The 21,380-nt window shown below is 54.2% G+C and carries 29 protein-coding genes; 25 read left to right on the top strand and 4 right to left on the bottom strand.

The genetic code is table 11. The annotated features are described in order from the left end of the window. The first annotated feature begins 2 nt into the window (after positions 1-2). A complete protein-coding gene (locus tag ACP4QI_RS20415) occupies positions 3-623 on the top strand; it encodes a malonate decarboxylase holo-ACP synthase (RefSeq protein WP_156264767.1) in 621 nt (206 codons plus the stop codon). Continuing rightward, positions 620-1,519 (top strand): malonate decarboxylase subunit epsilon, encoded by a 900-nt coding sequence (gene mdcH, locus ACP4QI_RS20410; protein WP_426495855.1) that lies wholly within the window; start codon positions 620-622, stop codon positions 1,517-1,519. Before ACP4QI_RS20415 ends, mdcH begins: the two co-directional genes overlap by 4 nt. On the opposite strand, the gene ACP4QI_RS20405 is transcribed toward mdcH, so the two are convergent. Both ACP4QI_RS20405 and ACP4QI_RS20400 read right to left on the bottom strand, forming a co-directional pair. After that, positions 1,509-2,447: a LysR family transcriptional regulator gene (locus tag ACP4QI_RS20405; protein ID WP_426495854.1), complete on the bottom strand. Its 939-nt coding sequence runs from the start codon at positions 2,445-2,447 to the stop codon at positions 1,509-1,511. The genes mdcH and ACP4QI_RS20405 overlap by 11 nt on opposite strands. 15 nt (positions 2,448-2,462) lie before the next feature. Further along, complete coding sequence (locus tag ACP4QI_RS20400) at positions 2,463-4,367, bottom strand: ABC transporter ATP-binding protein (RefSeq protein WP_426495853.1); 1,905 nt, start codon at positions 4,365-4,367, stop codon at positions 2,463-2,465. Between the two features lie 124 nt (positions 4,368-4,491). Between ACP4QI_RS20400 and kefG the strand changes: the two genes are divergently transcribed. The 4 genes from kefG (at position 4,492) to slyD (ending at position 7,745) form a co-directional block, all read left to right on the top strand. Then, positions 4,492-5,043, top strand: coding sequence for a glutathione-regulated potassium-efflux system ancillary protein KefG (gene kefG / locus ACP4QI_RS20395; RefSeq protein ID WP_426495889.1), 552 nt, complete (start codon positions 4,492-4,494; stop codon positions 5,041-5,043). After that, positions 5,043-6,848 carry a glutathione-regulated potassium-efflux system protein KefB gene (gene kefB / locus ACP4QI_RS20390; RefSeq protein ID WP_426495852.1) on the top strand — a complete coding sequence of 602 codons (1,806 nt, stop codon included), beginning with the start codon at positions 5,043-5,045 and terminating at the stop codon, positions 6,846-6,848. Before kefG ends, kefB begins: the two co-directional genes overlap by 1 nt. A gap of 11 nt (positions 6,849-6,859) precedes the next feature. Further along, positions 6,860-7,060 carry a YheV family putative zinc ribbon protein gene (locus tag ACP4QI_RS20385; RefSeq protein WP_039031545.1) on the top strand — a complete coding sequence of 67 codons (201 nt, stop codon included), beginning with the start codon at positions 6,860-6,862 and terminating at the stop codon, positions 7,058-7,060. A gap of 94 nt (positions 7,061-7,154) precedes the next feature. Next, the gene (slyD, locus tag ACP4QI_RS20380) at positions 7,155-7,745 is read left to right on the top strand and encodes a peptidylprolyl isomerase (protein ID WP_142487339.1); all 591 of its coding nucleotides are present in this window, start codon (positions 7,155-7,157) and stop codon (positions 7,743-7,745) included. A 45-nt stretch (positions 7,746-7,790) separates the two neighbouring features. Here slyD and ACP4QI_RS20375 read toward each other — a convergent pair whose 3' ends face one another. After that, complete coding sequence (locus ACP4QI_RS20375; RefSeq protein ID WP_106995168.1) at positions 7,791-8,009, bottom strand: protein SlyX; 219 nt, start codon at positions 8,007-8,009, stop codon at positions 7,791-7,793. 236 nt (positions 8,010-8,245) lie between these two features. On the opposite strand from ACP4QI_RS20375, the gene fkpA reads away from it, so the two are divergent. From fkpA to bfr, 11 genes are all read left to right on the top strand, one after another. Beyond that, entirely contained in the window at positions 8,246-9,064 is an 819-nt protein-coding gene (fkpA, locus tag ACP4QI_RS20370; RefSeq protein ID WP_142487337.1) for an FKBP-type peptidyl-prolyl cis-trans isomerase, read from the top strand. A 164-nt stretch (positions 9,065-9,228) separates the two neighbouring features. Further along, positions 9,229-9,951 (top strand): helix-turn-helix transcriptional regulator, encoded by a 723-nt coding sequence (locus ACP4QI_RS20365; RefSeq protein ID WP_032614730.1) that lies wholly within the window; start codon positions 9,229-9,231, stop codon positions 9,949-9,951. Beyond that, the gene (tusD, locus tag ACP4QI_RS20360; RefSeq protein WP_426495851.1) at positions 9,951-10,337 is read left to right on the top strand and encodes a sulfurtransferase complex subunit TusD; all 387 of its coding nucleotides are present in this window, start codon (positions 9,951-9,953) and stop codon (positions 10,335-10,337) included. Before ACP4QI_RS20365 ends, tusD begins: the two co-directional genes overlap by 1 nt. Next, entirely contained in the window at positions 10,337-10,696 is a 360-nt protein-coding gene (tusC, locus tag ACP4QI_RS20355) for a sulfurtransferase complex subunit TusC (protein ID WP_231313549.1), read from the top strand. Before tusD ends, tusC begins: the two co-directional genes overlap by 1 nt. A gap of 7 nt (positions 10,697-10,703) precedes the next feature. Continuing rightward, positions 10,704-10,991: a sulfurtransferase complex subunit TusB gene (tusB, locus tag ACP4QI_RS20350; RefSeq protein WP_426495850.1), complete on the top strand. Its 288-nt coding sequence runs from the start codon at positions 10,704-10,706 to the stop codon at positions 10,989-10,991. Between the two features lie 124 nt (positions 10,992-11,115). Further along, entirely contained in the window at positions 11,116-11,490 is a 375-nt protein-coding gene (rpsL, locus tag ACP4QI_RS20345) for a 30S ribosomal protein S12 (protein WP_003023654.1), read from the top strand. A 96-nt stretch (positions 11,491-11,586) separates the two neighbouring features. After that, positions 11,587-12,057: a 30S ribosomal protein S7 gene (gene rpsG / locus ACP4QI_RS20340; RefSeq protein WP_004106370.1), complete on the top strand. Its 471-nt coding sequence runs from the start codon at positions 11,587-11,589 to the stop codon at positions 12,055-12,057. A gap of 96 nt (positions 12,058-12,153) precedes the next feature. Then, complete coding sequence (gene fusA, locus ACP4QI_RS20335) at positions 12,154-14,268, top strand: elongation factor G (RefSeq protein ID WP_142487333.1); 2,115 nt, start codon at positions 12,154-12,156, stop codon at positions 14,266-14,268. 69 nt (positions 14,269-14,337) lie between these two features. Beyond that, positions 14,338-15,522, top strand: coding sequence for an elongation factor Tu (tuf, locus tag ACP4QI_RS20330; RefSeq protein WP_142487332.1), 1,185 nt, complete (start codon positions 14,338-14,340; stop codon positions 15,520-15,522). A 177-nt stretch (positions 15,523-15,699) separates the two neighbouring features. Then, the gene (gene bfd / locus ACP4QI_RS20325) at positions 15,700-15,894 is read left to right on the top strand and encodes a bacterioferritin-associated ferredoxin (RefSeq protein WP_003863268.1); all 195 of its coding nucleotides are present in this window, start codon (positions 15,700-15,702) and stop codon (positions 15,892-15,894) included. 70 nt (positions 15,895-15,964) lie between these two features. Further along, the gene (gene bfr, locus ACP4QI_RS20320) at positions 15,965-16,441 is read left to right on the top strand and encodes a bacterioferritin (protein WP_142487331.1); all 477 of its coding nucleotides are present in this window, start codon (positions 15,965-15,967) and stop codon (positions 16,439-16,441) included. On the opposite strand, the gene ACP4QI_RS20315 is transcribed toward bfr, so the two are convergent. Next, complete coding sequence (locus tag ACP4QI_RS20315; protein WP_426496016.1) at positions 16,425-16,898, bottom strand: prepilin peptidase; 474 nt, start codon at positions 16,896-16,898, stop codon at positions 16,425-16,427. The two genes, bfr and ACP4QI_RS20315, sit on opposite strands and share 17 nt — an antisense overlap. Positions 16,899-17,285: 387 nt before the next feature. Between ACP4QI_RS20315 and rpsJ the strand changes: the two genes are divergently transcribed. Genes rpsJ through rpsC form a run of 8 tightly spaced genes read left to right on the top strand, consistent with a single transcriptional unit; the run spans position 17,286 to position 21,374 of the window. Continuing rightward, positions 17,286-17,597 carry a 30S ribosomal protein S10 gene (gene rpsJ, locus ACP4QI_RS20310; protein WP_001181005.1) on the top strand — a complete coding sequence of 104 codons (312 nt, stop codon included), beginning with the start codon at positions 17,286-17,288 and terminating at the stop codon, positions 17,595-17,597. Between the two features lie 32 nt (positions 17,598-17,629). Beyond that, positions 17,630-18,259 carry a 50S ribosomal protein L3 gene (gene rplC, locus ACP4QI_RS20305; RefSeq protein WP_016538466.1) on the top strand — a complete coding sequence of 210 codons (630 nt, stop codon included), beginning with the start codon at positions 17,630-17,632 and terminating at the stop codon, positions 18,257-18,259. A 10-nt stretch (positions 18,260-18,269) separates the two neighbouring features. Continuing rightward, a complete protein-coding gene (gene rplD / locus ACP4QI_RS20300) occupies positions 18,270-18,875 on the top strand; it encodes a 50S ribosomal protein L4 (protein ID WP_003031119.1) in 606 nt (201 codons plus the stop codon). Continuing rightward, positions 18,872-19,174 carry a 50S ribosomal protein L23 gene (gene rplW / locus ACP4QI_RS20295; protein ID WP_004868363.1) on the top strand — a complete coding sequence of 101 codons (303 nt, stop codon included), beginning with the start codon at positions 18,872-18,874 and terminating at the stop codon, positions 19,172-19,174. Before rplD ends, rplW begins: the two co-directional genes overlap by 4 nt. Positions 19,175-19,191: 17 nt before the next feature. Then, positions 19,192-20,013, top strand: a complete 822-nt coding sequence (rplB, locus tag ACP4QI_RS20290) for a 50S ribosomal protein L2 (RefSeq protein ID WP_000301869.1) — start codon at positions 19,192-19,194, stop codon at positions 20,011-20,013. A 16-nt stretch (positions 20,014-20,029) separates the two neighbouring features. Further along, a complete protein-coding gene (rpsS, locus tag ACP4QI_RS20285) occupies positions 20,030-20,308 on the top strand; it encodes a 30S ribosomal protein S19 (RefSeq protein WP_001138115.1) in 279 nt (92 codons plus the stop codon). A gap of 14 nt (positions 20,309-20,322) precedes the next feature. Beyond that, the gene (gene rplV / locus ACP4QI_RS20280) at positions 20,323-20,655 is read left to right on the top strand and encodes a 50S ribosomal protein L22 (protein WP_002919773.1); all 333 of its coding nucleotides are present in this window, start codon (positions 20,323-20,325) and stop codon (positions 20,653-20,655) included. A 17-nt stretch (positions 20,656-20,672) separates the two neighbouring features. Next, positions 20,673-21,374 carry a 30S ribosomal protein S3 gene (gene rpsC / locus ACP4QI_RS20275; RefSeq protein ID WP_000529945.1) on the top strand — a complete coding sequence of 234 codons (702 nt, stop codon included), beginning with the start codon at positions 20,673-20,675 and terminating at the stop codon, positions 21,372-21,374. Positions 21,375-21,380: the final 6 nt, after the last annotated feature.

The following is a 21,380-nucleotide window of genomic DNA, read 5'->3' as shown; positions in this document are numbered from 1 at the left end:
TCATGACCACAACATTACGCCCGCACGACTTAATCTGGTTGACCACACGTGATGCGCTGGAGGATATCCACGAGTCCTGGGTGGATACGGCCTGGCATACCGGGCTGCCGGTAGTGGTGCGGCGTGATGTTGATGGTAACGGGCGTATACCGGTCGGGGTACGTGGCCTTAAGCGCGATCAGCGCGCGGCGGGCTGGGTTAACCCCCACCAGATTGCCCGTATCGTCTCCCCCGAACAGCTGAGCGCAGAAGAGAGTCTGCTGCGCTCGCCCTTTATCACTCAGCCACCGGTTCAGGTGGCGGTACAGCTTTCCCGCACCTCGTGGCCCTGGACATGGGGCATCACCGGCAGCACCGGCTATGCGCTTGCAACCGGCATTGCGGTGATCCACGCCGACAGCGATCTCGATCTGCTGATCCGCGCGCCGCAGCCGCTTTCGCGTACGGTGTTACTCAGCTGGCAGTCACAGCTTGAGGGGGCGCTCTGCCGGGCCGATACCCAGGTCGAGACGCCGCTGGGCGGCTTTGCGCTCAACGAATGGCTACGTGATGGAAAAACGTTGCTGAAAACCGACCGGGGGCCGCGCCTGACGGCGAACCCCTGGGCATGGGAGGAACAATGAAGATCCTGTTTACCTTTCCAGGTCAGGGGACGCAGCATCCCGGTATGCTGCAAAACCTGCCGGGAACCGAGCTGGCTCAGGCGCGTGAAGTGCTGGGTGCCAGTGAAGTGGACGCGCTGGACTCCCCGGCGGCGCTACAGCACACCCGCGCGGTACAGCTGGCGCTGTTGATCGCGGGCGTCGCCTGGGCGCGTGAGCTGGCACGTCGCGGCGTGGCGCCGGATATCGTCAGCGGCCTCTCTATCGGCGCATACCCTGCGGCGGTCATCTCCGGGTCGCTCGATTTTGCTGATGCCCTGAAGCTGGTGGCCCTGCGTGGCGATCTGATGGAGCAGGCTTATCCGCAGGGCTACGGCCTGACGGCGATTATGGGGTTAACCCTTGCGCAGGTCGAAACCCTGATGGAAGGCACCGGCACCTATATTGCCAACCTGAATGCCGAGACGCAGATTGTGATCGCCGGTGCCGATGATGGCATGGCGGAAGTGGCGGCGCGCGCACTGGCGAAAGGGGCCAATAAAGCCCGCCGTCTGACGGTAAGCGTCCCTTCGCACTGCGAACTGCTGGCTGAACCGGCGCAAAAACTGGTCGCGGCCTTCAGCCGGGTCACGCTCTCCCGTCCCTGCTGCGCTTATCTGAGCGGCAGCACCGGGCGCGTGCTCTGGCAGCCTGAGAAAATAGCTGATGACCTGGCCATGAACATGGCCCGGACGGTGCGCTGGCAGGAGGCGGTGATTGCCGCTAACGAGCGTGAAGCGCGGCTGGCGATTGAGATGCCACCCGGCGGTGTGCTCACCTGTCTGACGCGTCAGGCGGCCTGGGACGGGGAGTCTGTCTCTCTGGAGCGCAGCGGCATCGACGTCGCGGTGCATCTCGCACGGCGTCTTAAGGCGTAGCGTTCTGCTCAAGGCGGCGGGCGTACATGCGGCCTTCCGCCGCCAGCGCCCGCAGGCTCGGATCCTGCTCGCGGTTGCGGGCAAAGACGATGGCGATCAGCTGCTGCATTTGATAAGGCGGGGCCAGCTTTAACAGCTGTACCGAGTTTTCATACACCTTTTTCATCCTGCCCGGCATCAGCGTAAAGCCCACCCCCGCCTGCACCAGACTCAGCATCGAAAAAATATCGTTTACCCGGGTGACGATCTCCGGCTCGAAACCGGCGATATGAAACGCCTCCTGGAAGCCCGCGTAGGTGGCGAAGCCCTCAGCCAGAGCAACAAACTTCTGGTCCTTATAGTCGCGTAGATCTGCCAGCTCGTCGGTATTGAGCTGCGCCGAGGCCGGGGCGGCAAGACAAATATCATCGTGGAACAGGGGCAGCACTTCGAGGTTGTTACGGTCAATTTCGCTTTCTGAGATTGAGATGAGAATGGCATCGAGCGAGCCTTCATCCAGCATATGCAGCAGGGTGTCGTTGGATCCCATGGTGAGATCCATCTCCAGATCCGGGCGACGCAGCTTCATGCCCATAATCAACTGCGGCACCGTTTCGAGCGTCAGAGAGTAGAGCGTCCCCACCCGCAGACGGCCCTGGCCGATGCCAGCCGTTTTACGTGCCTCTTCCAGCCCGCGCTCCATCACCTGCATCACCTCCTGGCAGTACTCCAGCAGCGTCCAGGCGGCGGGCAGGGCGATCAGATTCCGGCCTTTGTGGGTGAACAGCGGGCAGCGGACGTTCTCTTCCAGGGTGTGCAGGGCACGATGGACGCTGACCCCGCTGAGGTTCAGTACCTCAGCGGCACGGGCGATATTGCCCGTCTCCATAAAGGTCATGAAGATGCTAAGTTTGCGGAAGGTAATCTCGCTGGTCAGGTCCGGTATCATTGCCCCTCTCCCGGGTTAGTCGCTCTGGAGCATCCCTTCGAGCTGTTCCTGTGCGTCCAGCCAGGCCATCTCGCACTCCTCAAGGCTGGATTTGGTTTTGGCCTGCACCTGCAGACATTCGGTCAGCTCTGCTTTGCGCGTCTGGTCATACAGCCCGCTGTCGCCCAGCTTCTCTTCAACTGTGGCAAGCGTGGCGTTGAGCTTCTCCATCTCTTTTTCCAGACGGGTGATCTCTTTACGCAGCGGCTGGGTTTGCGTACGCAGCTCCGCGTCGCGGCGCTTCTGGTCTTTACGCGCCTGGGCGCTGTTGGCGTTCTCTTTCGCTGTCTCTTCCGGCTGGTTTTCCTGCTTCTGCACGTCCGTCAGCCACTGCTGATAATCCTCCAGATCGCCGTCGAAAGGCTCAACTTTACTGTCGTGTACCAGGTAGAGATCGTCGGTGGTGGAGCGGATCAGGTGACGATCGTGCGAAACGACAACCAGCGCGCCTTCAAACTCAATCAGCGCTTCGGTCAGCGCCTGGCGCATGTCCAGATCCAGGTGGTTAGTCGGTTCATCGAGCAGCAGCAGATTCGGGCGCTGCCAGACGATAAGCGCCAGCACCAGACGGGCTTTTTCACCGCCGGAGAAGCGCTCGGTCTTCTCGGTCACTTTATCGCCCTGGAAGCCGAAGCCGCCCAGGTAATCCCGCAGCTTCTGCTCCATCTCCTGCGGGGCCAGACGCGCCAGGTGCTGCAGCGGCGATTCATCCGCGCGTAAAAATTCCAGCTGATGCTGGGCGAAATAGCCCAGCTTGATGCCCTTCGCCAGACCGATATCCCCGCGGACCGGGGCCAGTTCGCCCGCCAGCAGCTTAATCAGGGTCGATTTACCGGCACCGTTGCGCCCGAGCAGACCGATACGGGAGCCCGGGACCAGGTTGAGCTTAATCGAGTCGAGAATGATGCGGTCACCATAGCCGGCGCTGACCTTTTCCATTTTCAGCAGTGGATTGGGCAGGCTTTCCGGGGCGCGGAAGCTGAAGTGGAACGGGTTGTCGACGTGTGCCGGGGCAATCATCTCCATCCGTTCCAGCATCTTGATGCGGCTCTGGGCCTGTTTGGCTTTGGAGGCCTTGGCCTTGAAGCGATCGACAAAGCTCTGCAGATGCGCCACCCGCTGCTGCTGGCTTTCGTACATCGCCTGCTGCTGGGAGAGACGCACCGCGCGCTGGCGCTCAAAGGAGCTGTAGTTGCCGGTATATTCGAACATCGATTCCTGTTCGATATGAATAATTTTGTCCACCACCGGGTCGAGGAAGTCACGGTCGTGCGAAATCAGAATCAGAGTGCCCTGATAGCTTTTCAGCCACTTCTCCAGCCAGATAACGGCATCGAGATCGAGGTGGTTAGTCGGTTCATCGAGCAGGAGCAGATCGGAGCGGCAGATCAGCGCCTGGGCCAGGTTGAGACGCATACGCCAGCCACCGGAGAAGTCGCTGACCGGACGTTCCAGCTGTTCATTGCTGAAACCCAGCCCGTGCAGAAGCGTGGAGGCGCGGGAGCGGATGGTCCAGGCGTCGATAGCGTCGAGTTTGCCGTGGACGGTGGCAATCGCGTGGCCGTCGTTACGTTCGTTGGCGGCGTGCAGTTCGGCTTCCAGCTTGCGGTACTCCCGGTCGCCGTCAATAACATAGTCCATCGCCGGTACGCTCAGGGCAGGCGTCTCCTGGTTTACCCAGGCCAGCTGCCAGTTGCCAGGGTAGGTAAAGTTACCGCCGTCGGCACCGATCTCGTTTTTCAGCAATGACAGTAACGTGGATTTACCGCAGCCGTTTTTGCCCACCAGGCCCACTTTCTGGCCCGGGTTAATGGTGGCTGTAGCGTTGTCCAGCAGGACGCGTACGCCGCGACGAATTTGTAATGAGGAGAAAACAATCATAGAGCGCCGTATGTTCCGACTATGTTAAGTTGTCATTATAATCAGGTTAAATGTGCCGCCACGCGCCGCGTGGGTGTGCCATGGTAGCCCAAAATAACAGTGATGACGACCCGGGAGAGGAATGATGTCCCAGACAGCAAAAGTGCTGCTGCTGTATGCCCATCCGGAGTCGCAGGACTCGGTCGCCAACCGGGTTTTGCTCCAGCCGGCATTACAGCTCAGTAATGTGACGGTGCACGATCTCTACGCGCACTACCCCGATTTTTTTATCGACATCCCTCATGAGCAGGAGCTGCTGCGCCAGCACGACGTCATCGTGTTCCAGCATCCGCTTTATACCTACAGCTGTCCGGCGCTGCTGAAAGAGTGGCTGGACCGCGTGCTGAGCCGCGGCTTTGCCAGTGGCCCGGGAGGAAACCAGCTGGCGGGAAAGTACTGGCGGAACGTCATTACTACCGGCGAGCCGGAGAGCGCGTATCGCCACGATGGGCTTAACCGCTACTCAATGAACGATATCCTGCGCCCGTTCGAGCTGACGGCGGCCATGTGTCGCATGCACTGGCTGAGTCCGATCGTTATCTACTGGGCGCGTCGGCAGCATCAGGATGAGCTGGCCAGCCATGCCAAAGCCTACGGCGCCTGGCTGGCTGCACCCAATCTGACGGGAGGCCGCTGATGGAAGGTTCCGATCTGTTACTGGCGGGAGTGCTGTTTCTGCTCGCCGCCGTGGTGGCGGTGCCGCTGGCTGCGCGACTGGGTATTGGCGCGGTGCTCGGCTATCTGCTGGCGGGTATCGCCATTGGCCCCTGGGGGCTGGGATTTATCAGTGATGTGGAAGAAATCCTGCACTTCTCGGAGCTGGGCGTCGTCTTTCTGATGTTTATTATCGGCCTGGAGCTGAACCCGGCGAAGCTCTGGCAGCTACGGCGCTCCATCTTCGGCGTGGGCGCCGCACAGGTGATCGGTAGCGCGGTGATCCTTGGTGGGTTGCTGATGCTGGACCATTTCTCATGGCAGGCGGCGGTAGTGGGCGGGATCGGGCTGGCGATGTCCTCCACCGCGATGGCCCTGCAGCTGATGCGCGATAAGGGCATGAACCGTAATGAGGCGGGGCAACTGGGTTTCTCCGTGCTGCTGTTTCAGGATCTGGCGGTAATCCCGGCACTGGCCCTGGTTCCGCTGCTGGCTGGTTCAGGCGACGAACATTTCGACTGGATGAAAATCGGCATGAAGGTGCTGGCCTTCGGCGGCATGCTGGTGGGCGGGCGCTATCTGCTGCGCCCGGTGTTCCGCTTTATTGCGGCGTCCGGGGTGCGGGAAGTGTTTACCGCCGCCACGCTGCTGCTGGTGTTAGGCTCGGCGCTGTTTATGGATGCGCTGGGGCTGTCGATGGCGCTGGGGACCTTTATTGCCGGCGTACTGCTGGCGGAGAGTGAGTACCGACACGAGCTGGAGATCGCCATCGATCCGTTTAAAGGACTGCTGTTAGGGCTGTTCTTTATCTCGGTCGGTATGGCCTTGAATCTGGGCGTGCTTTATACCCATATCCTCGCCGTGGTGCTGGGCGTTGCGGTGCTGATCGCCGTTAAAATGCTGGTACTGTACGGGCTGGCGCGGGTATATGGCCTGCGGCACCCGGAGCGCGCGCAGCTCGCCGGGGTGCTGAGTCAGGGGGGAGAGTTCGCTTTTGTGCTCTTCTCCACAGCATCGTCCCAGAGATTGTTTCAGCATGATCAGATGGCGTTGCTGCTGGTGACCGTCACGCTGTCGATGATGACCACGCCGCTGCTGATGAAGCTGATTGATAAACGCCTGTCGCGCCGTATTAATGCTGCTGACGATGAGCATGAAGCGCCCTGGGTGGACGATGACAAACCGCAGGTGATTGTGGTGGGCTTCGGACGTTTTGGTCAGGTGATTGGCCGCCTGCTGATGGCCAACAAAAAGCGCGTCACGGTGCTGGAGCGCGATATCAGCGCGGTTAACCTGATGCGAAAGTACGGTTACAAGGTCTATTACGGTGATGCCACCCAGGTCGAACTGCTGCGCTCTGCTGGCGCAGAGGCGGCGGAGTCGATCGTCATCACCTGTAACGAGCCGGAAGACACCATGAAGCTGGTGCAGATCTGCCAGCAGCATTTTCCGCATCTGCATATCCTGGCGCGAGCCCGCGGGCGCGTAGAGGCCCATGAACTGCTCCAGGCCGGGGTGAAGCAATTTACCCGCGAGACTTTTTCCAGTGCGCTGGAGCTGGGGCGCAAAACACTCGTGACGCTGGGTATGCATCCGCATCAGGCCCAGCGCGCGCAGTTACACTTTCGCCGTCTGGATATGATGATGCTGCGCGAGTTGATGCCGGTGCATACCGATACGGTGCAAATTTCCCGGGTACGGGAAGCGCGCCGCGAGCTGGAAGAGATCTTCCAGCGCGAGATGCAGCAGGAGCGTCGACAGCTGGACGGCTGGGATGAATTTGAATAACGAGGTAGAGAATGGCGGTACGTAAACGCTTTATCGCCGGTGCGAAATGCCCGGCCTGCCAGGCGCAGGATTCCCTGGCCATGTGGCGAGAGAACAATATCGATATTGTTGAGTGTGTTAAGTGCGGACACCAGATGCGTGAAGCGGACAAAGAGGCTCGCGAGCATGTACGCAAGGAAGAGCAAGTAATCGGGATTTTTCATCCGGACTAGCGATATGCCCTGAGTTTTTTTAAGCTAAAGGGTACACGGGTGCAGATTTCCGTTACAATCTGCGCCAGCAATTTTCCCACGCTCAGGAGATATCATGAAAGTAGCAAAAGACCTGGTGGTCAGCCTGGCCTATCAGGTACGTACAGAAGACGGTGTGTTGGTTGATGAGTCTCCGGTGAGTGCGCCGCTGGACTACCTGCACGGTCACGGTTCCCTGATTTCCGGTCTGGAAAACGCGCTGGACGGTCACGAAGTTGGCGACAAATTTGACGTTGCTGTAGGCGCAAACGACGCTTACGGTCAGTACGATGACAACCTGGTGCAGCGCGTTCCTAAAGACGTGTTCATGGGCGTTGACGAACTGCAGGTTGGCATGCGTTTCCTGGCTGAAACTGACCAGGGTCCGGTTCCAGTAGAAATCACTGAAGTTGAAGACGACCACGTTGTGGTTGATGGCAACCACATGCTGGCTGGCCAGAACCTCAAATTCAACGTTGAAGTGGTTGCAATCCGCGAAGCCACTGAAGAAGAGCTGGCTCACGGCCACGTTCACGGTGCGCACGGTCATGACCACGATCACGATCATGGTCACGACGGTTGCTGCGGCGGCCACGGCCACGATCACGACCATGGTCACGACCACGGTAAAGGTGGTTGCGGTAATGGCGGCTGCGGTTGCCACTAAGCTTCAGGCTCAAAAAAAGCGGGAATATCCCGCTTTTTTTACGTCTCAATAATGGGGCGGTGGCGTCTCTTCCGACTGCGACGCAATGTGCGATGACTGCGACGCTTTTACTTTTTCGGTTAACAGACGCAGCAGATCCCGCAGCTTTGCCATCTCCAGCTCGTGGGCCGTCACGGTCTGGTTCAGCTCATCGATGGTGATCTCCTGAAAAGCCAGGCGGCTTTCAAGCTCAGCCAGTCGTGCTTCCATATCTGTATCCTGCATGATTCACCTCGTTGGTCTCGTTTACCCCGTCCGGGGCTGGCGGCGGCGAATTTTACCCGAGAATATCCTCGCGCGCAGTAAACATCCCATTGCTGCGAAACTAATTTAAACAAAAATAGTCTGAAATGTGGTGCTAATCAGGGGTGTCTACCTGTAGATTTGTTCCTCAACGTTTTATAGTACGCTTCTCATTTACGCTTAATACGGGGTGAGAGTCCCCGGCCCTGGAGAAATGGATGAAATCACTGTTTAAAGTAACGCTGCTGGCGACCACGATGGCTGTCGCTCTGCATGCGCCGCTGACTTTCGCTGCCGATACTGCGGCGAAGCCTGCTGCGGCTGCTGACAGTTCTGCGGCGTTCAAAAATGACGACCAGAAGTCAGCCTATGCGCTGGGCGCATCTCTGGGCCGTTACATGGAAAACTCTCTGAAAGAGCAAGAAAAACTGGGCATCAAACTGGATCAGACTCAGCTGATCGCCGGTGTTCAGGATGCGTTTGCTGATAAGAGCAAACTGTCAGACCAGGAAATCGAGCAAACTCTGCAGGCTTTCGAAGCGCGCGTGAAAGGCGCAGCGCAGGAGAAGATGGAGAAAGACGCGGCTGAAAACGAAACGAAAGGTAAAACCTACCGTGAAGCTTTCGCTAAAGAGAAAGGCGCTAAAACCTCTTCTACTGGCCTGGTCTATAAAGTAGAGAAAGAAGGTACCGGCGACGCACCAAAAGACAGCGATACCGTTGTCGTAAACTACAAAGGTACGCTGACCGACGGTAAAGAGTTCGATAACTCTTACACCCGTGGTGAGCCGCTCTCCTTCCGTCTGGACGGTGTTATCCCTGGCTGGACTGAAGGCCTGAAGAACATCAAGAAAGGCGGTAAAATCAAGCTGGTCATTCCACCGGATCTGGCCTACGGCAAAACTGGCGTCCCGGGTATCCCGGCTAACTCCACGCTGGTATTTGACGTAGAGCTGCTGGATATCAAGCCAGCGCCAAAAGCGGATGCCAAGGCGGACGCGAAGTCAGAAGCGCCTGCTGAAGCCACCAAGAAGTAAATCGGTAACAACCGCCGCCTCTGAAGCGGCGGTTTTTTTATTATGGTGCAGATATAATTAACACTGGAAGCGCTACCTACGCTGTATTAATTTAGTTGCCCGTGTAAATAATGAGCCTGCCCTGAAAACCTACCGACAGGCTCCTGAAAAGGAGTGTTTTTTTCATGACCAGGTCGCTTTTAACCAACGAAACCAGCGAACTTGATCTGCTGGATCAACGTCCTTTCGATCAGACCGATTTCGATATTCTGAAATCCTACGAAGCGGTAGTGGACGGGTTAGCGATGCTCATTGGGTCCCACTGCGAAATCGTATTGCACTCCCTGCAAGATCTGAAATGTTCTGCCATCCGCATTGCCAATGGTGAGCATACTGGCCGTAAAATTGGCTCGCCAATCACCGACCTTGCACTGCGTATGCTGCACGACATGACCGGCGCGGACAGCAGCGTCTCAAAATGTTATTTCACCCGCGCGAAGAGCGGTGTCCTGATGAAGTCCGTGACGATTGCTATCCGCAACCGCGACCATCGGGTGATTGGTTTGCTGTGCATCAACATGAACCTCGATGTACCGTTCTCCCAGATCATGAACACCTTCATTCCGCCAGAAACCCCGGATGTCGGATCCTCCGTTAACTTTGCCTCCTCGGTTGAAGATCTTGTCACCCAGACGCTGGAGTTCACCATCGAAGAGGTGAATGCCGATCGCAATGTGTCTAACAATGCCAAGAACCGCCAGATCGTGCTTAACCTTTATGAAAAAGGCATTTTCGATATCAAAGATGCGATTAACCAGGTAGCCGATCGTCTCAATATTTCCAAACATACGGTGTATCTATATATCCGTCAGTTCAAAAGCGGCGATTTCCTGGGGCATGAGAAGTAATGCGTTTTGCGTTAATGGTGACAGGCCCGGCTTACGGTACGCAGCAGGCCAGCAGTGCGTTGCAATTTGCGCGCGCGCTGCTTGCAGCAGGACATGAGCTGGTCAGCGTCTTTTTTTATCGGGAAGGCGTCTATAACGCCAACCAGTTGACGTCACCCGCCTCTGATGAGTTTGATCTGGTGCGTGCATGGCAATCGCTAAACCAGCAGTACGGCGTTGCGCTGCACATCTGTGTGGCGGCTGCGCTGCGTCGCGGCGTGAGCGATGCGAACGAAGCGCAGCATCTGGGCCTGCCTGCCGCCAATCTTAATGACGGCTTTTCACTTAGCGGCCTCGGGGCGCTGGCAGAAGCTGCATTAACCTGCGACCGAATGGTGCAATTCTGATGAACCGCGTTGCTTTTGTCTTTACCTCTGCGCCTCATGGTAGTGCCGCCGGAAGGGAAGGGCTGGATGCATTACTGGCGACCTCCGCGCTTACTGAGGAGATCGGTGTTTTCTTTATTGGCGACGGTGTGTTTCAACTGCTTACCGGGCAACAGCCGCAATCTGTGCTGGCGCGCGACTACATCGCGACCTTTAAAGTCCTGCCGCTGTATGACATCGAGACGTTTTACGTCTGTGCTGCCTCCCTGCAGAGGCGCGGTTTGAGTGAAAACACGCCTTTTGTTCTCGACGCCACGGTGGTTGTGCCGGAGGTGTTGCGTGAACATCTCTCCCACTTCGACACTATCCTGACATTCTGAGGCCGTCATGCTCCATACCCTGAGCCACTCTCCCTGGCAATGTGACATCGAAAGCCTGTTAAGCATGGTGCGTGAAGGCGATGCTCTACTGTTGATCCAGGATGGGGTCCTGGCGGCGGTAGAAGGCAGCCGCTTTGTTGATATTCTCAATAATGCCCCCATCTCTGTCTCTGCGCTTAAAGATGACATCGATGCCCGCGGTCTTGCTGGTCAAATTTCAACCAAAATTAACATGGTTAGCTATACTGATTTCGTTAATCTGGCTGTCCAGCACACCGGTCACATGAACTGGTGATGCGAGATCGCTGTATATTTCTTGACACCTTTTCGACGTAGCCCTAAAATTTCGCGTCCTCATATTGTATGAGGGCGTTTTATTACGTGTTTACGAAGCAAAAGCTAAAACCAGGAGCTATTTAATGGCAACAGTTAACCAGCTGGTACGCAAACCACGCGCTCGCAAAGTTGCAAAAAGCAACGTGCCAGCGTTGGAAGCCTGCCCGCAGAAACGTGGCGTATGTACTCGTGTATATACCACCACTCCTAAGAAACCAAACTCCGCACTGCGTAAAGTATGCCGTGTGCGTTTGACTAACGGTTTTGAAGTGACTTCCTACATCGGTGGTGAAGGTCACAACCTGCAGGAGCACTCCGTGATCCTGATCCGTGGCGGTCGTGTAAAAGACCTTCCGGGTGTTCGTTACCACACCGTTCGTGGTGCGCTTGACTGCTCCGGCGTTAAAGACCGTAAGCAATCTCGCTCCAAGTATGGCGTGAAACGTCCTAAGGCTTAATGGTTCTCCGTTAAGTAAGGCCAAACTGATTTATCTTAATGTCATACTAAACTCTTAGAGTTTTGGACAATCCTGAATTAACAACGGAGTATTCCCATGCCACGTCGTCGCGTCATTGGTCAGCGTAAAATTCTTCCAGATCCGAAATTCGGATCAGAACTGCTGGCAAAATTTGTAAATATCCTGATGGTAGATGGTAAAAAATCTACTGCAGAAGCAATCGTATACAGCGCGCTTGAGACCCTGGCTCAGCGTTCTGGTAAAAATGAACTGGAAGCTTTCGAAGTCGCTCTCGACAACGTTCGCCCAACTGTAGAAGTTAAGTCCCGCCGCGTTGGTGGTTCTACTTATCAGGTTCCAGTTGAAGTTCGTCCGGTTCGTCGTAATGCTCTGGCAATGCGTTGGATCGTTGAAGCTGCTCGTAAACGCGGTGATAAATCCATGGCTCTGCGTCTGGCGAACGAACTTTCTGATGCTGCAGACAACAAAGGTACTGCAGTTAAGAAACGTGAAGACGTTCACCGTATGGCAGAAGCCAACAAGGCGTTCGCACACTACCGTTGGTAATCCCTTCGGAGTCTTAGTCACCAGGCGGGCGCTTCAGCGAAGCAGCCCGCTTTGGGTTACTTAACTGAACGCCTAAAAAGATAAACGAGGAATCAAATGGCTCGTACAACACCCATCGCACGCTACCGTAACATTGGTATCAGTGCGCACATCGACGCCGGTAAAACCACTACCACCGAACGTATTCTGTTCTACACCGGTGTAAACCATAAAATCGGTGAAGTTCATGACGGCGCCGCTACCATGGACTGGATGGAGCAGGAGCAGGAGCGTGGTATTACCATCACCTCCGCAGCGACTACTGCATTCTGGTCTGGTATGGCTAAGCAGTATGAACCGCATCGCGTAAACATCATCGACACCCCGGGGCACGTTGACTTCACAATCGAAGTAGAACGTTCCATGCGTGTTCTTGATGGTGCGGTAATGGTTTACTGCGCAGTTGGTGGTGTTCAGCCGCAGTCTGAAACCGTATGGCGTCAGGCAAACAAATATAAAGTTCCACGCATCGCGTTCGTTAACAAAATGGACCGTATGGGTGCTAACTTCCTGAAAGTTGTTGGTCAGATCAAATCCCGTCTGGGCGCGAACCCTGTTCCGCTGCAGCTGGCAATTGGTGCTGAAGAAGGCTTCACCGGCGTTATCGACCTGGTGAAAATGAAAGCCATCAACTGGAACGAAGAAGACGCAGGCGTTACCTTCACCTACGAAGATATCCCAGCAGACATGCAGGACCTGGCTGACGAATGGCACCAGAACCTGATCGAGTCCGCAGCGGAAGCTTCAGAAGAGCTGATGGAAAAATACCTGGGTGGTGAAGAACTGACTGAAGAAGAGATCAAAAAAGCTCTGCGTCAGCGCGTTCTGAACAACGAAATCATCCTGGTAACCTGTGGTTCTGCGTTCAAGAACAAAGGTGTTCAGGCGATGCTGGATGCGGTAGTAGACTACCTGCCATCCCCGGTAGACGTTCCTGCGATCAACGGTATCCTGGACGACGGTAAAGACACGCCGGCTGAGCGTCACGCAAGTGATGATGAGCCGTTCGCTGCTCTGGCGTTCAAAATCGCTACCGACCCGTTCGTAGGTAACCTGACGTTCTTCCGCGTGTACTCTGGTGTGGTTAACTCCGGTGACACCATCCTGAACTCCGTGAAATCTGCACGTGAGCGTTTCGGTCGTATCGTACAGATGCACGCGAACAAACGTGAAGAGATCAAAGAAGTTCGTGCGGGCGACATCGCTGCTGCTATCGGTCTGAAAGACGTGACTACTGGTGACACCCTGTGTAACCCAGATCACCCAATCATTCTGGAGCGTATGGAGTTCCCTGAGCCGGTAATCTCTATCGCCGTTGAACCAAAAACCAAAGCTGACCAGGAAAAAATGGGTCTGGCTCTGGGCCGTCTGGCTAAAGAAGACCCATCATTCCGCGTATGGACTGATGAAGAATCTAACCAGACCATCATCGCTGGTATGGGTGAACTGCACCTCGACATCATCGTTGACCGTATGCGTCGTGAATTCAACGTTGAAGCTAACGTAGGTAAACCTCAGGTTGCTTACCGTGAAGCGATTCGTCAGAAAGTTTCCGATGTTGAAGGTAAACACGCTAAGCAGTCTGGTGGTCGTGGTCAGTATGGTCACGTTGTGATCGACATGTACCCACTGGAGCCGGGCTCTAACCCTAAAGGTTACGAGTTCATCAACGACATTAAAGGTGGTGTGATTCCTGGCGAATACATCCCTGCCGTTGATAAAGGCATCCAGGAGCAGCTGAAGTCTGGTCCACTGGCTGGTTATCCGGTAGTAGACATGGGTGTTCGTCTGCACTTCGGTTCTTACCATGACGTTGACTCCTCTGAACTGGCGTTTAAACTGGCTGCTTCTATCGCCTTTAAAGAAGGCTTTAAGAAAGCGAAACCAGTTCTGCTTGAGCCGATCATGAAGGTTGAAGTAGAAACTCCTGAAGAGAACACCGGTGACGTTATCGGTGACTTGAGCCGTCGTCGCGGTATGCTGCGTGGTCAGGAATCTGAAGTAACTGGCGTTAAGATCCACGCTGAAGTTCCGCTGTCTGAAATGTTCGGATATGCAACTCAGCTGCGTTCTCTGACCAAAGGTCGTGCATCATACACCATGGAATTCCTGAAGTATGATGATGCGCCGAACAACGTTGCTCAGGCCGTAATTGAAGCCCGTGGTAAATAATCCACAGGATTAAAACCTAAGTCCCGTGCTCTCTCCAAAGGGGAGAGCACTATAGTAAGGAATATAGCCGTGTCTAAAGAAAAATTTGAACGTACAAAACCGCACGTCAACGTTGGTACTATCGGCCACGTTGACCACGGTAAAACTACCCTGACTGCTGCAATCACTACCGTTCTGGCTAAAACCTACGGCGGTGCTGCTCGTGCTTTCGACCAGATCGATAACGCACCAGAAGAAAAAGCTCGTGGTATCACCATCAACACTTCCCACGTTGAATATGACACCCCGACTCGCCACTACGCACACGTAGACTGCCCGGGCCACGCCGACTATGTTAAAAACATGATCACCGGTGCTGCGCAGATGGACGGCGCGATCCTGGTTGTTGCTGCGACTGACGGCCCTATGCCTCAGACCCGTGAGCACATCCTGCTGGGTCGTCAGGTAGGCGTTCCTTTCATCATCGTGTTCCTGAACAAATGCGACATGGTTGATGACGAAGAGCTGCTGGAACTGGTTGAGATGGAAGTTCGTGAACTCCTGTCCCAGTACGACTTCCCGGGCGACGATACCCCAATCGTTCGCGGTTCCGCGCTGAAAGCGCTGGAAGGCGAAGCAGAGTGGGAAGAGAAAATCATCGAACTGGCTGGCTACCTGGATTCCTATATCCCAGAGCCAGAGCGTGCGATTGACAAGCCGTTCCTGCTGCCTATCGAAGACGTATTCTCCATCTCCGGCCGTGGTACCGTTGTTACCGGTCGTGTAGAGCGCGGTATCGTTAAAGTTGGCGAAGAAGTTGAAATCGTTGGTATCAAAGAGACTGCCAAGTCTACCTGTACCGGCGTTGAAATGTTCCGCAAACTGCTGGACGAAGGCCGTGCCGGTGAGAACGTTGGTGTTCTGCTGCGTGGTATCAAACGTGAAGAAATCGAACGTGGTCAGGTTCTGGCTAAGCCAGGCTCCATCAAGCCGCACACCAAGTTCGAATCTGAAGTGTACATCCTGTCCAAAGACGAAGGCGGCCGTCATACTCCGTTCTTCAAAGGCTACCGTCCACAGTTCTACTTCCGTACTACTGACGTGACCGGTACCATCGAACTGCCAGAAGGCGTTGAGATGGTAATGCCAGGCGACAACATCAAGATGGTTGTTACCCTGATCCACCCAATCGCAATGGACGATGGTCTGCGCTTCGCAATCCGCGAAGGCGGCCGTACCGTTGGCGCGGGTGTTGTTGCTAAAGTTCTGGGCTAATTAATTATCCCTGAATTAAAAAGGACGCTTCGGCGTCCTTTTTTGTTGTCTGGCGCTTCTCCCTGTCACAAATTTTCGCATTTTTTGTTGGCCCCCGCCCCGTATCTGCGCGCTTGTGCTATTGTAATCATAATTATTCTCACTTACACTTTGCGCATATTTTGAACGGGAGTGGTTATGTACGTTTGCTTATGTAATGGTGTGAGTGATAAAAAAATTCGTCAGGCCGTTCGCCAGTTTCAACCACAATCTTTTCAGCAGCTGCGTAAGTTTGTTCCAGTGGGAAATCAATGCGGTAAGTGCGTTCGCGCTGCCCGTGAGATCATGCAGGACGAATTGATGCAGATCCCGGAATTCAAAGAGATTGCCTGAGGCTCGTTCTTTTTTTTGACATCCCTGTAGCCCCATCTACGCTTCAATAAGTGGAAGCGGAGGGACTATAATGAAAGGTGATATTAAAATCATAAGTTATCTCAATAAATTATTGGGAAATGAGCTTGTCGCAATCAATCAATACTTTCTCCACGCGAGAATGTTCAAAAACTGGGGCCTGACTCGCCTCAACGATGTTGAATACCATGAATCCATTGATGAAATGAAACACGCCGATAAGTACATTGAGCGTATTTTGTTTCTTGAGGGGATCCCCAACCTGCAGGATCTCGGCAAGCTGGGTATTGGTGAAGACGTCGAAGAGATGCTGCGATCCGATCTGGCGCTGGAACTTGATGGAGCAAAAGATCTTCGTGAAGCTATCGCTTATGCGGATAGCGTTCACGATTACGTCAGCCGCGACATGATGATTCAGATCCTGGCCGATGAAGAAGGGCACATCGACTGGCTCGAAACTGAGCTGGATCTTATCGGTAAAATCGGCCTGCAAAATTACCTCCAGTCGCAGATTAAAGTGGAAAGCTGACCAGGCTTTCTCCACCTGTCATCAAACCTGCTGCCGCCATGAAAGGTCCAAAAGGCAGCGGGTTTTTTAATACCTGTTCCCCGGGTTTAAACAGAGATAGTATCAAAAGATACAGTGCCGCCAGCAGGGCTGCCGATAATGCCAGAGCAGGAAGCACACACCAGCCATGCCATGCGCCCAGCGCTCCCAGATATTTCACGTCACCGTATCCCAGCCCTTCTCGTTTGCGTATCAGTTTATAAGCCCAATAAATAATCGCGAAGCCGGCATATCCCGCGATCGCACCTAAGACCGCACTTGTCAGGAAATCGGGATGAAGACAGAGGTGATACAGCAGACCTGCCCAGAGAAGGGGGCAGAGGTATTTGTCCGGAAGCAGATGCGAACGAATATCCTCTCGGACTAATAAACAGGTTAAACCCAGGTACACAAACAGGAAGGGGAGGGTGGTGAGCATCGTTCATGGCCTCTATATAATGTGTGCGGCCATACTCCACTCAATCCGTAAGGTTAAACAAACCGCAAAACAAAACTCTGCGTAAAGCCTTCCCGACTATCGACATGCCGCTGCAATATCACAAAATAATTACGAGCCGCCACGCAAAACTGAACGGTGCCGTCTATTTCCTAAACGGGGCTTGCGTCCTGCCCAGATTTACGTATAATGCGCGGGCTTGTCGTAATTGACAGCTGGTTCAATCTGAACCCAGGCAACACTGTTTTTCGTTGCCTAACAATGCTCCCAATTGGGGGGCTACGTAAGAACGGTTACACTCTCCCATCAATCGTAATGGGTTTGAGTAGTAATCATTTTCGTTTATAAAATAATTGGAGCTCTGGTCTCATGCAGAACCAAAGAATCCGTATCCGTCTTAAAGCGTTTGATCATCGTCTGATCGATCAATCAACCGCGGAAATCGTCGAGACTGCTAAGCGCACTGGTGCGCAAGTCCGTGGTCCGATCCCGCTGCCGACCCGCAAAGAGCGCTTTACCGTTCTGATCTCTCCGCACGTTAACAAAGACGCGCGTGATCAGTACGAAATCCGCACTCACAAGCGTCTGGTTGACATCGTTGAGCCAACCGAGAAAACCGTTGATGCTCTGATGCGTCTGGATCTGGCTGCCGGTGTAGACGTGCAGATCAGCCTGGGTTAATCAGGTCATCGAGCGATTGAGAGGTTGATACAATGATTGGTTTAGTCGGTAAAAAAGTGGGCATGACCCGCATCTTCACTGAAGATGGCGTATCTATCCCAGTAACCGTAATCGAAGTTGAAGCAAACCGCGTTACTCAGGTTAAAGACCTGGCTAACGATGGCTACCGTGCCGTTCAGGTTACCACTGGTGCTAAAAAAGCTAACCGTGTAACCAAACCGGAAGCGGGTCACTTCGCTAAAGCTGGCGTTGAAGCTGGCCGTGGTCTGTGGGAATTCCGTCTTGCTGAAGGCGAAGAGTTCACCGTAGGTCAGGACATTAGCGTTGAGCTGTTTGCAGAAGTTAAAAAAGTTGACGTAACCGGTACCTCTAAAGGTAAAGGTTTTGCTGGTACCGTTAAGCGTTGGAACTTCCGTACTCAGGATGCCACGCACGGTAACTCCTTGTCCCACCGCGTTCCGGGTTCTATCGGTCAGAACCAGACTCCGGGCAAAGTGTTCAAAGGCAAGAAAATGGCAGGTCAGCTGGGTAACGAACGTGTGACCGTTCAGAGCCTGGACGTAGTACGTGTTGACGCTGAGCGCAACCTGCTGCTGGTTAAAGGTGCAGTTCCGGGTGCAACCGGTAGCGACCTGATCGTTAAACCAGCTGTGAAGGCGTAAGGGGATAGCAATGGAATTAGTATTGAAAGACGCGCAGAGCGCGCTGACTGTTTCCGAAACTACCTTCGGTCGTGATTTCAACGAAGCGCTGGTTCACCAGGTTGTTGTTGCTTATGCAGCTGGTGCTCGTCAGGGTACTCGTGCTCAGAAGACTCGTGCTGAAGTAACTGGTTCCGGCAAAAAGCCGTGGCGCCAGAAAGGTACCGGCCGTGCGCGTTCAGGTTCTATTAAGAGCCCGATCTGGCGTTCCGGTGGCGTGACCTTCGCTGCTCGCCCGCAGGACCACAGTCAAAAAGTTAACAAAAAGATGTACCGCGGCGCGCTGAAAAGCATCCTGTCCGAGCTGGTACGTCAGGATCGTCTGATCGTTGTCGAATCTTTCTCTGTAGAAGCGCCTAAAACTAAGCTGCTGGCACAGAAACTGAAAGACATGGCTCTGGAAGATGTGCTGATCATCACCGGTGAGCTGGACGAGAACCTGTTCCTGGCCGCACGTAACCTGCACAAGGTTGACGTACGCGATGCGACTGGTATCGACCCGGTTAGCCTGATCGCCTTCGACAAAGTCGTAATGACTGCTGATGCTGTTAAGCAAGTTGAGGAGATGCTGGCATGATTCGTGAAGAACGTCTGCTGAAGGTGCTTCGTGCACCGCACGTTTCTGAAAAAGCGTCTGCTGCGATGGAAAAAACAAACACCATCGTTCTCAAAGTTGCTAAAGACGCGACCAAAGCAGAAATCAAAGCTGCTGTGCAGAAACTGTTTGAAGTCGAAGTCGAAGTCGTTAACACCCTGGTAGTTAAAGGGAAAGTTAAACGTCACGGACAGCGTATCGGTCGTCGTAGCGACTGGAAAAAAGCTTACGTCACCCTGAAAGAAGGCCAGAACCTGGACTTCGTTGGCGGCGCTGAGTAAGTCGGAGGAGTAATACAATGGCAGTTGTTAAATGTAAACCGACATCTCCGGGTCGTCGCCACGTCGTTAAAGTGGTCAACCCAGAGCTGCACAAGGGCAAACCTTTTGCTCCGCTGGTTGAAAAAAACAGCAAATCCGGTGGTCGTAACAACAATGGCCGTATCACCACTCGTCACATCGGTGGTGGTCACAAGCAGGCTTACCGTATTGTTGATTTTAAACGCAACAAAGACGGTATCCCAGCTGTTGTTGAGCGTCTTGAGTACGATCCGAACCGTTCCGCGAACATCGCGCTGGTTCTGTACAAAGATGGCGAGCGCCGTTACATTCTGGCCCCTAAAGGCCTGAAAGCTGGCGACCAGATTCAGTCTGGCGTTGATGCTGCAATCAAAGCAGGTAACACCCTGCCGATGCGCAATATCCCGGTTGGTTCTACCGTTCATAACGTAGAAATGAAACCAGGTAAAGGCGGTCAGCTGGCACGTTCCGCTGGTACTTACGTTCAGATCGTTGCGCGCGATGGTGCTTATGTCACTCTGCGTCTGCGTTCTGGTGAAATGCGTAAAGTCGAAGCAGACTGCCGCGCTACCCTGGGCGAAGTTGGCAATGCTGAGCATATGCTGCGCGTTCTGGGTAAAGCAGGTGCTGCACGCTGGCGTGGTGTTCGTCCTACCGTTCGCGGTACTGCGATGAACCCAGTCGACCACCCACATGGTGGTGGTGAAGGTCGTAACTTTGGTAAGCACCCGGTAACTCCGTGGGGCGTTCAGACCAAAGGTAAGAAGACCCGCAGCAACAAGCGTACTGATAAATTTATCGTACGTCGCCGTAGCAAATAATATTAGAGGATAAGCCATGCCACGTTCTCTCAAGAAAGGTCCTTTTATTGACCTGCACTTGCTGAAGAAGGTAGAGAAAGCGGTGGAAAGCGGAGACAAGAAGCCCCTGCGCACTTGGTCCCGTCGTTCAACGATCTTTCCTAACATGATCGGTTTGACCATCGCTGTCCATAATGGTCGTCAGCACGTTCCAGTCTTTGTTTCCGACGAAATGGTCGGTCACAAACTGGGTGAATTCGCACCGACTCGTACTTATCGCGGCCATGCTGCTGATAAAAAAGCGAAGAAGAAATAAGGTAGGAGGAAGAGATGGAAACTTTAGCTCAACATCGCCATGCTCGTTCTTCTGCTCAGAAGGTTCGCCTTGTTGCTGACCTGATTCGCGGTAAGAAAGTGTCGCAGGCCCTGGACATCCTGACCTATACCAACAAGAAAGCTGCGGTATTGGTTAAGAAGGTACTGGAATCTGCCATTGCTAACGCTGAACACAACGATGGCGCTGACATTGACGATCTGAAAGTCGCGAAAATCTTCGTAGACGAAGGCCCAAGCATGAAGCGCATTATGCCGCGTGCGAAAGGTCGTGCAGATCGCATCCTGAAGCGCACCAGCCACATTACTGTGGTTGTGTCCGATCGCTGAGACTCTGGAGACTAGCAATGGGTCAGAAAGTACATCCTAATGGTATTCGCCTGGGTATTGTAAAACCATGGAACTCAACCTGGTTTGCGAACACCAAAGAATTCGCTGACAACCTGGACAGCGATTTTAAAGTACGTCAGTACCTGACTAAGGAACTGGCTAAAGCGTCTGTATCTCGTATCGTTATCGAGCGTCCAGCTAAGAGCATCCGTGTGACCATTCACACCGCTCGCCCTGGCATCGTAATCGGTAAGAAAGGCGAAGACGTAGAAAAACTGCGCAAGGTCGTAGCGGATATCGCTGGCGTTCCTGCACAGATCAATATCGCTGAAGTTCGTAAGCCTGAACTGGACGCTAAATTGGTTGCTGACAGCATCACTTCACAGCTGGAACGTCGCGTTATGTTCCGTCGTGCTATGAAGCGTGCTGTACAGAACGCAATGCGTCTGGGCGCTAAAGGTATCAAAGTTGAAGTTAGCGGCCGTCTGGGCGGCGCGGAAATCGCACGTACCGAATGGTACCGCGAAGGTCGCGTACCGCTGCACACTCTGCGTGCTGACATCGACTACAACACCTCTGAAGCGCACACCACTTACGGTGTAATCGGCGTTAAGGTATGGATCTTCAAAGGTGAGATCCTGGGTGGTATGGCTGCTGTTGAACAACCGGAAAAACCGGCTGCTCAACCTAAAAAGCAGCAGCGTAAAGGCCGTAAATAAGGAGCG

This window comes from Leclercia sp. TB492 (genome assembly GCF_049974505.2).
GTDB lineage: Bacteria > Pseudomonadota > Gammaproteobacteria > Enterobacterales > Enterobacteriaceae > Enterobacter > Enterobacter adecarboxylatus_C.
The sequence above is the reverse complement of the archived record's forward strand: the minus strand, read 5'-3'. Positions and strand labels throughout refer to the sequence as shown.